Origin of the sequence: Desulfonatronum zhilinae (assembly GCF_900182865.1) — a bacterium.
In the GTDB taxonomy this organism is placed as follows: domain Bacteria; phylum Desulfobacterota; class Desulfovibrionia; order Desulfovibrionales; family Desulfonatronaceae; genus Desulfonatronum; species Desulfonatronum lacustre.
This window is the reverse complement of the sequence record NZ_FXUJ01000001.1, coordinates 246,703-259,787: the sequence shown is the minus strand read 5'-3', so window position 1 is coordinate 259,787 and position 13,085 is coordinate 246,703. Positions and strand designations below refer to the sequence as shown.

Sequence of the window (13,085 nt, the reverse complement as noted above, 5' to 3'; positions counted from 1 at the left end):
GAACCAGGGCTTGACGCTGTTTCCTTTGCCAACTATGTCTAGCGCATTCATAGACATTAAGCCGACTCCATGAAGATACCCACGAAAATTCGGTACGGGCTGCGCTTTCTGCTGGACGTGGCCGAGCACGGCGACCAGGGCGTGGTCACCCTGCGCGAGGCGTCGCGGCGGCAGGGCATTTCCCAGAAGTATCTCTGGCAGGTGGTGGCGCCCTTGAAGGCCGCCGGGCTGATCACCGCGGAACGGGGCAAGGACGGCGGGTTCCGGCTGGCCCGCGAGCCCGGCGATGTGACGATCCGGGACGTGTACACGGCCATTGAGGGAGACTGCGCTTTGGTGGGATGCCTGACCCGGCCCGAAACGTGTCCGCGCCACGAGCACTGCGAAGTCCGCGATGTCTGGGATGAAATCAGCCAAGGACTGGGGGATCTGATGCACGGAATCACCCTGAAGATAATTCTGGAGCGGGAAAGGAAGCGGCGAACCGCCCAGGGACCGGATTACAGCATCTGAGCCCGCCAAAAAGAGGAAGGAGGCCGCGTCACCATCAACCTTACGGGAGCATCGTCATGAACGGACTGGAAACCATCGCCCTGCACGCCGGGCAAGTACCGGACCCAACCACCGGGGCTCGGGCCGTGCCCATCTACCAAACCACTTCCTATGTGTTCCGGGACAGCGCCCATGCCGCGAATCTTTTCGCGCTCAAGGAGTTCGGCAACATCTACACCCGGATCATGAACCCCACCACGGACGTCTTCGAGAAGCGCATCGCTGCCATCGAGGGCGGCACCGGAGCCCTGGCCACGGCCTCGGGCATGGCGGCCATCACCTACGCCCTGCTGACCATCACCCAGGTCGGCGACGAGATCGTGGCCGGCGACAACCTCTACGGCGGCACGTACCAGCTCTTTCACCACACCATGCCCAAACTGGGCCGGACCGTGCGCTTCGTGGACGCCGACGACGTGGAGGCGTTTCGCGCGGCCATCACCGACAAAACCCGGGCCCTGTACATCGAGACCATCGGCAATCCCAAGCTGAACGTACCGGATTTCGAGGCCCTGGCCCAGGTGGCTCACGACGCCGAAATCCCGCTGATCGTGGACAACACCGTGGGCGTCGGCCTGTTCCGGCCTTTTGACCACGGCGCGGACATCGTCGTGTCCTCGGCCACCAAGTACATCGGTGGCCACGGGACCTCCATCGGCGGGGTGATCGTGGATTCCGGCAAGTTCGCCTGGAACAACGGCAAGTTTCCGGAATTCACCGAGCCGGATCCGGGCTATCACGGGCTGGTCTACTGGGACGCCCTGGGCGACGTCCCGGGCATGGGCAACGTGGCCTTCATCCTCAAGGCCCGGGTCAGTTGGCTGCGGGACACCGGGGCGGCGCTGAGCCCTTTCAACGCCCACCAATTCCTGATCGGCCTGGAAACCCTGACCCTGCGCCAGGCGCGTCACTCTCAAAACGCCCTGGAAATGGCCCGCTGGCTCGCCGCCCATCCCTCCGTGGCCTGGGTCAATTACCCCGGCCTGCCGGACAGCCCGAACCACGCCATGGCCGGCAGATATCTCAAGAAGGGCTTCGGCGGCATTCTCGGCTTCGGAATCAAGGGCGGCACACAGGCCGCGACGCGATTCATCGATTCGGTCCAGTTGCTCTCGCACCTGGCCAACATCGGCGACGCCAAGACCCTGGTCATCCATCCGGCCTCCACCACGCACCAGCAATTGACCGCCGAGGAGCAGGCCGCCACCGGCGTGACCCAAGACTACATCCGCCTGGCCGTGGGCCTGGAGCACGTGGACGACCTGAAGGCGGACATGGACCAGGCCCTGCGCAAGGCCGTCAATTGAATCATCCGGGGCAACTCTGTCCTCAACAATCCAAGTCGGTATCGAAATCGAAATCGAAAACAAAACACACGACTCCACAATGACGTCGGTTTCTTGGACTTGACCTTTGATTTCGATTTCGATCACGATCACGATCACGATTTCGATTTCGATACCGATACCGATCATATAACGTGTGAGAGTTGGGAGCGAAATTGCCTTGCTAAAAACTCTCCCTCCGGAGGAACATCATGGCCCGCATCTATGACGACAATTCCCTGTCCATCGGCAATACGCCTCTGGTCCGGCTGCAACGGATCATCCCCAACAAGAAGGTCAAGGTTCTGGCCAAAGTCGAGGGCCGCAACCCGGCCTATTCGGTGAAATGCCGCATCGGCGCGTCCATGATCTGGGACGCGGAAAAGCGTGGTCTGCTGGGACCGGACACGGAGATCATCGAACCCACCAGCGGCAACACCGGCATCGCCCTGGCCTACGTGTGCGCGGCCAAAGGCTACAAGCTGACCCTGACCATGCCCGAGACCATGAGCGTGGAGCGGCGGCGGGTCCTGGCCGCGTTCGGTGCGAAGCTGATCCTGACCCCGGGGCCGGAAGGCATGAAAGGGGCCGTGGCCCGGGCCGAAGCCCTGGCCGCGGAAGACCCCAAGCGTTGGTTTCTGCCGCAGCAGTTCATGAACCCGGCCAATCCGGCCATTCACGAGGTCACCACCGGCCCGGAGATCTGGAACGACACCGACGGGGAGATCGACGTGTTGATCTCCGGCGTGGGCACCGGCGGGACCATCAGCGGCATCTCCCGGTTCATCAAGCACCAGAAGGGCAGGCAGATTCTGTCCGTGGCCGTGGAACCCAGGGAAAGCCAGGTGATCTCCCAGACCCTGGCCGGAGAGGAACTCAAACCCGGCCCGCACAAGATCCAGGGCATCGGCGCGGGCTTCATCCCCAAGATCCTGGACCTGTCCGTGGTGGACAGGGTCGAAGCGGTGGAAAGCATGGAGGCCGTGGAGTTCGCCCGCCGCCTGGCCCTGGAAGAGGGTCTGCTCTGCGGCATCTCCTGCGGCGCCGCCGCGGCCGCCGCGGCCCGCCTATCCACCCAGCCGGAATTCGAAGGCAAAACCATGGTGGTCATCCTGCCCGATGCCGGAGAGCGCTACCTGTCCACCGTGTTGTTCGAGGGCATCGGTTGAGTTCTTTTCGCTGAACACCACCAACTTTTTCACCCTGCGCCGCGCCGGGGGGTCGATTCTTCTCGACCTCCCGGCGCTTTTTTATTCCTTGCCTTAGCAACTAAGTGCACGTTTTTTAAATATGTTAGACTTCATAAGAAGTATTCATGTTTCTTGTGCTTCGACAATGTCGCTTTTCAAATCAGATGCGAATCGAGCAAAATTGCCCTTAAAAAGGAGATCTCAGGTAGTTTCAACCACCTTCCCTTTTTGCTAGAAATCCTCAAAACTCTGAAAAGAAATACGACCACCATAAAAGATCAGTATGGATAAAGCCGGAACTCTTTCGCGATCCTTTGGCAGCCGACTTAAATACTTGCGCATGCTCAAGGGCATGACTCAGGGAGAATTGGCTGCCCGTGCCGGATTGAGCGTCAAACATGTCGGACAGATCGAACGGGGTGCGGCTTCCCCTTCCTTTGCGCTGATCCAGGAATTTGCCCAAGCCCTGGATACCCCGCCGCTGAACTTCTTTCTGCACTTTGAGCACGTACCATCGGACCAGGAAACGTCGGACCTTGCATCGAAAGATGAATCCCGCACGCCGTCCGGCAAGCAACTTTGCGTTTCGATCCGTTTGGCGACCTGGGCTACAGGCGGGCCGAGCCTGAAGCCGTTCTGGTCCGACTCCTTGTACGCCATGCTTGGATACGCGCCTTTTTCCATCAGGCCCACGGTCAAGCGGTTCCTGAAGCATGTCCGTTCGTCCCAGCAAGAAGCCGCGGCCCGCTTTCTGGAAACGGCGCTCAAAGGACAAGCGGATTCCAGCATGTTGGTCGACATCGTGACCAAGCATGACCAGGAGCGGAAGTTGATGCTCAATCCGGAAACGTTCCTGACCACCCCGAAAGCCCCACCGGCAACGCAACTGATCATTCAGGACGTCACCGACTGCGTGGCCTTGAACCGGGCGGTCACGCTTCGCCAGGATGAGCTGGAAGCATATGTCGTCAAAAAAAATCAGGATATCAACGAAGCGGCGGGCAAGTACAAACTGGAAGCCGAGCATCGCAAAAAAGCCGAAAAAGGGCTGCGCGTTTTTGAACAAATGGTGGACAGTTCCCACGACGCCCAGGCGTTTGTCGACGCCGACGGCGTGATCGTCGCGGTCAACAGGCAATATGAAGCCCTGATGGGGGTGTCGGCCGATGAAGTCGAGGGCAGGCAATGGACTGAGTTCCTGATCGACTATTGGGGCCGGGAGGACTTTGAGAGGGTTATGCGGCCCAGAGTCGAAAAAGCGCTTACCGGTGAAGAGCAGTGCTCTTTTCACGAGTGGCGAATCTACAGGGACGGCAGCCGCAAATACGTTCACGTTATTTACACCCCTTGCCGGAGGAACGGAGACGTCGCCGGTGTGGTGGTCACGATCCATGACCTGAGCTCTTTCATGGAGATCCATGAACGTCTCGAACAGCGCGAGCGTCTGCATCGTCAGGTTTTGGAAACGGCCAATGAAGGAATCGTCATGGTGGACGCGGAGCAGCGAATAACCTTCGTCAACCCGAATATTGAGACATTGTTGGGGTACACTTCCGAGGAAATGCTGGATACTTTCGCACTTGCATATGTTTATCCGGAAGATTTGGATATTGTGCATGCCCAAACCATCAAAAACCGTGCCGGAAATAATGTTCGTCACCTCATCCGCTTGGTCCATAAAAATGGTCACGCAATTTGGACCTTGCATTCCGCTTCACCACTCATCGACTCCCAGAAGAAGTTCAACGGCACCCTGATCATGATGATGGACGTCACCGAGTTGAAGCTCTTAAACGAGTCGCTTCAGAAACGCGATGAACTTGTGGAACTGATGGCCGAAGCCACAGTAAGCCTGCTGCGGGAGAGGGATCAGGAACAGGTGATCTCGGACATTCTGACGAGGTTGGGGCGGATTACCGATTCGGATCGGGTCTACATCTTCAGAAACCAGGAAGAAGCAGGTACCGGACGGATAACGACCAAGCAGATCTTCGAATGGGTCATGCCCGGCATTTCCCCTCAGATCGACAACCCGAAACTCCAGAACGCCCCGATTGACGAAGTTTTTCCGCATTGGTTCAGGGAAATGAAAACCGGAAGGTGCATCAAGGGGTTCGTCCGGGATTTTCCGCAAGCGGAGCGAGCTTTTCTCGAGTCCCAGGAAATCCAAAGTCTGCTTGCGGTCCCAATTCGCGTTGACGGCTTTTTTTGGGGCTTTCTCGGCTTCGACGCCGTGCGCCAGCCCAGGACCTGGACCTCCGCGGAAGAGAGCGCTTTGCGCATCATTGCCACGGCCATCGGCACGGCTATTAGGTGCAACCTCTCCAAGGTAATCTAGTCAGGGAGTGATCGTTGCCGGACGTTTTGTGTAATTCTTCCCATTTCCCCAAGCCTGTTCACCAGCAGATTCAGTTTGATTGTGTACCGGAGGAATGTTTTCAACGTAACGGAGATCGACCATGCAAACCGCGATAGGCCATAGCGAAAATCCCCACGCTCCCCAGGCCCTGGAAGAAATCATTGCCCAGTGTCGCCTGGAGCTTGGCGGATGCACGCCGTCATTCGGGATATTTTTCACCTCCCGGATGGAGATGAACTTTCCCTCGGCCTTATCCCGCATTCTGGACGAATGGCCCGACATGCAGCTCGTCGGCTGCACCACGGACGGCGAGATTTCCGACTGTTTGCCCTGCACGGTGGATTCTTTGAATTTGTTGGTGATCCACTCTGAGCATCTTCGGTTTTCCATCGGACTGGGCGAAGGCGTTTCCAGCGAACCCGAGCGTGCCGTTCGCCAGGCGTTGGACCAGGCAGCCCAGGGAACCAACGGAAAACCTGGGCTCGGGATCGTCTTCAGCGACGGCTTAGGAAGCACCGGAGTTGATTTCCAGGAACTGTTGAACAACGTCGTTGATCTCGACTTCCCTTTGTTTGGCGGCACGGCTGGAGATAATTTTCGCCTGCTCAAAACCTTTCAGTTTTGCGGAGACAAGGCGACGTCCGACGCTCTGGTGGTGGCTCTGGTTTCAGGGCCGGTCAGCTTCTCCTGCGGCTTCGGCTTCGGACACACGATGTTGGGCCGCACTTTTTCCGTCACCGGTTGCAAGGGCAACATCCTCTACGAGGTGGAAGGCCTGCCGGCCCTTGATTTTTTTGAAAAATATCTGGGCAGAAACACCCAGGAGTATCATCAGATTCCATTGGCCGTCCTGGTGGACGACGACACGGACGACTTTATCCTCCGAGACCTGCTGTTCGTTAATCACGAAGAAAAAAGCTTGGCCTTTTGCGGCACCTTTCCCAGGAAGCCGCGCATTCGGTTAACCGATTTCACCAACTCCGGATTGATCGCCGCGGCCGCTCGAACGACGTCGGAGGTCTTGCTCCGTTACCAAGAGAAATGTCCGGACTTGGCGTTGCTTTGTCCGTGCACCTCCAGACGGCATCTTTTAGGCACCCAAGCCAAAGAGGAACACGCGGAACTGCTCCGGTTCAGAACCGAAAACCCGGAAATGCGCATCTTTGGAATGTACGCCTATGGAGAGATCGGGCCGCTCAAGGCGGGCAAGGAGATTCTTTTTCATGACGCGTCATATGCCCTTTTACTGCTTGGAGAGCGAACATGAAAAACCCACCGTCCTTTATCGACGAGCTGCGGGATGATGTTGACCCGGCATATCCGACCTGGGATCAGGACACGAAGGTCGTATATCTTGAACGACGCTTCGTGATGCTCAATCAGCAATTGGCCAAGCAGGAGCGTTTGGCCGAAACAAGAATCTGTCTGTACAACACCGCCCAGCATGAGCTGGAAGAGGCCATGGCTAAAATCCAAAGCCAAAACGTCAGGTTGCGAAAAATGGGGCAACGGCTGGCAAGGGCCAAGAAAAAGCTGGAACAGGAGGTGCGCAAACGCACCAAGGAACTGGAGCAGAAGCATGCCAGTTTAATGGAGCATGCCCGAAAATTGGAGCAAGCCAACACCGCCCTGGACGTACTGGTCCAGAAACATGAACGCGACCGCAAGGTCCTCGCGCAAAATGTCATCAATCATTGGCGTGGAGAGATCATGCCCCTGCTGGAGCGGCTGCGGATGCTCTCATCCAACGATGAGCAAAGAATCCTGGTGGATACGACCATCAGCCAGTTATTGCTGCATTCCAGCGGTTGTCATCAAGCCTCGAACTCGATCTGTTCCTGCCTGTCCGAGCGGGAACACGAAGTCGCCTTGCTCATCGCCGACGGCCGCACCTCCAAGGAGGTCGCCCGCCTTTTGCGCATCACATTGCGATGTGTTCAATCCCATTGCTACAGCATCCGCAGAAAGCTGAACCTGGCTCGGGAGGTTCGGCTGAAAACGTATCTTCAGAAAACGCTGCTCAGTTGACTGGTGGGAAGGAATGCAGGCCGTTATTGAAATTTTGCCGATTGAATTCAGGATGCTATACAATAAATACTGACTCGATCAGTATTTTATCCCGGTATATATTCAGTAATTGACACAAGGGGGAGTATTTCGTTTATCTGTTCGTATAGGTCGCCTCTCTTCAGTCCACGGCAAACCATTGAGAATATTTATATGCCCCACCCACGCCTTGCTCCACCGGACGTCAACGGTTTGATCCCCCGCCGCCGGCTGCATGATTTGCTGGCGTCCTCGTCCCGAAGCATAACCTGGGTCACCGGACCGCCGGGCGCCGGCAAGACCTCGCTGATCGCCGAGCACGTCCAGGACCTCGGCAGGCCGTTGATCTGGTATCATGCAACCGATTCAGACCACGACCCGGCGACGTTCGCCGCGCGATTTCTGCAAGCCGCCGCTCCCTTTTTGAACCGCCCTTCAAAAGCCTCCTCCATCCCGTCTTCCATGCCGGATGACGAACTGCCCGACCCGCTCAGACCGCTTTTTCAGAAACTTTTATCACAATTGCCGCGAGACGCCTTGATCGTCCTGGACGGCGTCCAGGTTGACCGAGCAACCGAGAACGCCCTGTTTCCAGTCCTTTCACGATTCGCCTTCCTACCGGGAGATGTTCGGACGTTCGTGACCAGCCGGAGCGCACCGCCGAAGGATTTTACACGGTTGGCCGTTGATCGGGCCATGTCCTTGCTGACTTGGGAGGATCTGCGTTTTACGGACCAAGAAAGCAGGGATCTGCTCAGCAGGGTCCCCGTATCAGATGAGGCCTTGGATGCGTTGATCCGTAAGGCCGACGGCTGGGTAGCCGGGTTGATTTTGCTGGCCGACGGTTTACGGCGCGAAACCGGCATGTCCAATAATCATTCGGAGCGTCGTTCGGGCAATCTTTCGGATGCACTTTCTCGCGCTCCATCTTGGGAGCTGCTGGAGGATGTCTTCAATTATCTGGACGTGGAGCTGTTCCGAAAGCTCCCCGCCGACCTCCGCAATTTTTTATTGCGGATCGCTTTTTTGTCGCGAATGACCCCGGCCATGGCCGCGGCCGTCAGCGGGACGGAAAACGCCGAAGACTTGCTGGAACGGCTGCGCGCCGACAACTGTCTGGTCATCCGTTCTCCGACGGCTGGTCCTGAATATCGCATGCACCCCTTGTGGGCCTTGTTCTTGCGTTCGGCGGCCCGGAAGCGGCATTCCGTGGACGATTTGAAGCTGTTGCGCGTTCGCAGCGCCGAGCAGTTGGACGGCATCGGCAAAAGAGAAGAGGCCGCGAGGCTGTTGGCCGAAGCGGGCGACTTTCCCCGGCTCAAAGAACTGATCCTCCGCCATGCCGACCGTCTGGCCGCTGACGGTCGATTGTCCGTTCTGGAACAATGGATCGCGCTTTTGCCCCAGCCCGTTGTAGAGGAAGATCCATGGATACGGTACTGGCTGGGGAACTGTCTGTACCTCAAGGATCAGGCCCAAGGCCGGGCGTTGTTTCGCTGTTCCTTCGACGCTTTCCGGCGGAATCAGGACGTGACGGGCATGCTCCGAGCGTGGTGCGGAGCCGTGGACACCTTCCTGTACGACTGGAGCGAGTTCCATGGACTGGATGCCTGGATCGAGGATCTCGAGGAGGTGGTCGCCGACGGTCTGGCGCTTCCGGCAACCGTTCTGGGTATCCGGACGGCTTCCAGCATGATCGGCGCACTGGTTTATCGACGGCCGGAGCAATCGGACCAGATCACCGCGTGGCTGGACCGGGCCTTCTTCCATGTCTCCACCCTGGGAGCGCGACAGGTGCACGTCCATGCCGGGTTTCACGCCGCCTACCATGCCATGTGGGAGGGAGATCTCTGCCGGTTGCGGGTGATTTCGGAGAGCATTCAGCGAATACTGCATCAATCCGATGCGCCGTTGGCCCACCAGTTGAAGGCCAAAAGTCTCGCGGCTTTTGTCCAAAGCGTGTGTAATGGCCGAGGGGACTCGGCCTTGGATCTGGTTCGGGAAGGGTTGGAACAGGGAAGAACGTACGGCGAGAAGTTCTGGCGCGACAGGCTTCTCGCCCAAGGCGTTCTGGGAGCCCTGACTCAAGGAGACGGGGCCGAGGCCAAACGGTATCTGAGCAGACTGGAAAGAAACGTCCCCAGGGGCAGGCGGTTCGCCAGGGGATATTATCACTTCGCCGCCGCGGCGGTCTGCCTGTATCACGAAGAGTTCGCGCCGGCGGAGCACCATGCACGTAGAGCCTTGGCCATTGCCGAGGAAAGCGGTGCCAAGTGCGCATGGCCGTTTTTCGCCCTGGCCCTGGCTCTGGCCTGTTTCGAGGTCGGCGAGGATGCGGAGTGCGAGCGGATCATGGCTGAGCTGGAAGCATTCATCGCCAAATCCCGAAGTTCCATGCACCAATTCATGTGGTTGCTTTGCTCGGCCTATTTCAATCTGGTCCGCGAACGGCGCGAGCCGGGGCTGAGCTTTCTGGCCAAAGCCTTCACCCTGGGGCGGAGGGAAGGCTACGTGAACGTCTTTTGGCTCTGGCGGCCCAAGATGATGTCGGTGCTCTGTTCGGCGGCTCTGAAGCACTCCGTGGCCAAGGAGTACGCCTCGTTTCTGATTCGTCGGCATAACCTGCTTCCCGAACCAGGGCCTCTGGAAATCGTGCACTGGCCCTGGTTTCTCCGCATTCATACCCTTGGGCGCTTCGAACTGATCCGCGATGGTCGCCCGGTTCTCTTGGAAGGCAAGGTTCAATATCGCCCCCTGGCCCTGCTGAAGATGCTGGCCGTGTTGGGCGATCAGGGCATGGGCGAGGAGGAGCTTTGTGGCCTGTTGTGGCCGGAATCCGACTTGGAGCAGGCCCGCGGTGCCCTGGCGACGACCCTGTCCCGGCTACGCAAGATGTTGGACAGCAAGGAGAGCATCGTAAACAGCAACGGCAAATTCATGTTGAATCCGGCGTTGTGCTGGGTGGACACTCGGGCGTTTTCCCGCCTTTGTCTCGAAAGCCGCAAGGCGGAGGAGATATCGGACGCGGCAAGCGCCTCCATCTCATCCGATCCCGACCCGTCGGAAGCGGCCAATCTGGCCCTGGAAATCTATAAAGGCCACTTGCTTCCCGAGGACATGGCCTACTCCTGGACTATCCCGGCCCGAGAGCGACTGCGACGAATGTTTCACGCTCTGGTGGTCGAGCATGGCGACGCCCTGGAAAACAGAGGCGCCTGGAAAGAAGCCCGGACCTTTTATCTCCGGGTCCTGGACGCGGACGACCTGAATGAGGACGTGTACTTGCGGTTGATGCGCTGCGCTTCGGGCGCGGGCTGTCCCGACGAAGCACGCCTTTTCTGGCGGCTCTGCCAGGAACGCCTGCGAGCGGAGTTCAACGTTTCGCCGTCTTTCGAACTGTCCACCCTGGCGAGGTCGTTGGGGCTTTGCTGACAGACGTCCCGCCCGTCGCCGCCCGCTCCCCCCATTAAACATGCGCCGCATCCCCCTGAACAAACTGTCCGTTCCGTATCGGGCCTACTATCAACACGGGCGATGGGACATGTACGCCCGCGCCCTCCAGAAGGACGGAATCCTTTGGTTCGCGCAAGGCCGTTTGTCTCACGCGGCCCTGCACATTCAGCCGCTCTTGGTGTTGCCGCCGCTCATCTCCAGACCCACGCGACTTACGTTTCTCCGACAGGTAGTGGAGCACGGCGAGTCCGTGGACAGGTTGGAGCAAGCCTATCAACTGTTCAGCCGCGAAAAAGATCATGCGGCAATGGCGGCCGTGGCCAGTCGCGCCATAATCGTCATCTGGCGCTCGGGAAACAAGCTGCGACGGATGCAGGTCTGGGACGACCGAGCCCGGTTGCTGTCCCTGGAATCGTCACTTTTTCCGGTCTACGCCGCTTATCTGTACACCTGCCGAGCCCTCACGGCCCTGTTGATCAGCGCCGACTGCGACGGAGCCTTGGCCTTGACCATGGATAGCGACTTCGCCCTGGCCTCCTCCGACGTCCAGCAGAATACCGTTGTGTTGCAAAACTCCGTGGTACGCGGTTTGGTTCTCTACCTACGGGGCCGGTTCCAGGAACTGGACGCTCTTTTGAAGCAATCCAAAACGATCAACAACGACGAGTGCGACGATACGTTTCTTCGTGGTTACCTGGACCTTCTGCGAGGGCTTCGCGGGTTGACGGCCAAGGACACGCTTTCCGCTGACGAATTGACCAGGAGTCCACTGGCCGTAACATTACGAGACTGTTGTCGAAACATGGGATTTCCCTCGTCCTGGGAAGAGGCGCAAATCAAGGAATCCTCACCCGGCTCGGATGATCCGTCCCAACCCACAGGGGGTAAGGGAAATCCGCACGCTTGTTTTTTTCTCCACGCTTTTATCAGCGCATACTGTTCGCGCTTGGGCCGATCCGCCAAAGGGCTGGCGCACGCCGAGGCTGCTCTGGCCCGCGGCGAGTTGTGCCAGACTCCCTTGGCAGAGGTTGTTGCCTCTCTGCCCAAGGCTCAATGCCTGATCGATCTGGGACGAGCGAGGGAGGCCAAGCGTGTATTGGAGGCAATGGTCTTGGTCTGGAAGGTCTCCGACTTGAACTATTTGGCCGGATGCGGAGCACTGGAACTGGCCGGTCTGCATTTCGACGACGGGCGTCGAGATCGAGCTTTGTACTATTATGATCTGGGGAAGGAGCTGGGCGCGAACGGAAACAGCTTCGCGCTGGCCGGCAGGCCGGCCGGATTCGTCGCCGATCTTCGCCGCCGACTTTTTCCCTCCGTTCAGGAGCTTGACCTCTGGCGGAACCCCGCGAGCGCTCCGTTGCGCGTCGTTACGCTGGGAGACTTTGCCCTGTATGTCCATGGAAAGCGTATATACGATCGAACCTGGCCTCATTCCAAAGCGAAAATGATGCTCAAGGCCCTGATCGTCCACGGCGGGACCAGGGTTTCCAAGGAGTATCTGCTGGACCTGCTCTGGCCGGAAGCCGAGGGAGATCAAGCCTCTTCCAACCTGAAGATGACCACGTCCCGTTTGCGCAAGATCGTGGACGGCATTTCCGGAGAGCGGCTGCAATGGTTGGTGGTCGCCGAAGGCCATCTCTCAGTGGTCAAGGCCCTCTGCTTCGTCGACGCTCTTCGTTTTTCGGACGCGCTGCGCTCCAGGCTCGCGGACCAGAAGGACGCCCCGGACGACGACCTAGCTAAAATACTCGAAATGTATAGCGGAGACTTTTTGCCGCACAAGGCGGGCCCTCCCTGGATCGAAGGTTTTCGCCGCCGCCTGCGGGACGAATATCTGCGGGGGGTTGTCCGCCTGGCTCGGCAATGCCTGCGCAGGGACCGGGCCGAGACGGCCCTGGAGCACCTGTTGCGCGTGGAACAGGTTTCCTCGGCCAGCGAACAAATCTTCGCCCTGATCATGGAAGCTTACCTGCACCTGGGGTATCCGGCCGACGCCCTGCGAGTTTTTGAAAACGCCCGATTCCACCTTGAACAGGATTTCGGCGTCCAACCCGGCCCGGCCTTGTCGTCTTTGGCCCGACAAGCCGGGGGAGCATGAGAAAGAGAACGGCGAACGATCAAGTCGCGCTGAACCGTGTTGTTACCTCTCAGAAACCT

8 protein-coding genes are annotated in these 13,085 nt (G+C 58.6%); all 8 read left to right on the top strand.

The window, feature by feature from the left end; translation table 11 throughout:
* Nucleotides 1–69: 69 nt before the first annotated feature.
* Nucleotides 70–513 (top strand): RrF2 family transcriptional regulator, encoded by a 444-nt coding sequence (locus AC559A_RS01185; RefSeq protein WP_498815703.1) that lies wholly within the window; start codon nucleotides 70–72, stop codon nucleotides 511–513.
* A gap of 56 nt (nucleotides 514–569) precedes the next feature.
* A complete protein-coding gene (locus AC559A_RS01180; RefSeq protein WP_498815701.1) occupies nucleotides 570–1,859 on the top strand; it encodes an O-acetylhomoserine aminocarboxypropyltransferase/cysteine synthase family protein in 1,290 nt (429 codons plus the stop codon).
* Between the two features lie 230 nt (nucleotides 1,860–2,089).
* Nucleotides 2,090–3,046, top strand: coding sequence for a cysteine synthase A (gene cysK, locus AC559A_RS01175; RefSeq protein ID WP_498815699.1), 957 nt, complete (start codon nucleotides 2,090–2,092; stop codon nucleotides 3,044–3,046).
* Nucleotides 3,047–3,350: 304 nt separating this feature from the next.
* The gene (locus tag AC559A_RS01170; protein WP_498815697.1) at nucleotides 3,351–5,405 is read left to right on the top strand and encodes a PAS domain S-box protein; all 2,055 of its coding nucleotides are present in this window, start codon (nucleotides 3,351–3,353) and stop codon (nucleotides 5,403–5,405) included.
* A 121-nt stretch (nucleotides 5,406–5,526) separates the two neighbouring features.
* Complete coding sequence (locus tag AC559A_RS01165) at nucleotides 5,527–6,693, top strand: FIST signal transduction protein (RefSeq protein WP_498815695.1); 1,167 nt, start codon at nucleotides 5,527–5,529, stop codon at nucleotides 6,691–6,693.
* A complete protein-coding gene (locus AC559A_RS01160) occupies nucleotides 6,690–7,454 on the top strand; it encodes a helix-turn-helix transcriptional regulator (RefSeq protein ID WP_498815693.1) in 765 nt (254 codons plus the stop codon). Before AC559A_RS01165 ends, AC559A_RS01160 begins: the two co-directional genes overlap by 4 nt.
* A 192-nt stretch (nucleotides 7,455–7,646) precedes the next feature.
* Entirely contained in the window at nucleotides 7,647–10,904 is a 3,258-nt protein-coding gene (locus AC559A_RS01155; RefSeq protein ID WP_498815691.1) for an AfsR/SARP family transcriptional regulator, read from the top strand.
* A 40-nt stretch (nucleotides 10,905–10,944) separates the two neighbouring features.
* The gene (locus AC559A_RS01150; protein WP_498815689.1) at nucleotides 10,945–13,026 is read left to right on the top strand and encodes an AfsR/SARP family transcriptional regulator; all 2,082 of its coding nucleotides are present in this window, start codon (nucleotides 10,945–10,947) and stop codon (nucleotides 13,024–13,026) included.
* Nucleotides 13,027–13,085: the final 59 nt, after the last annotated feature.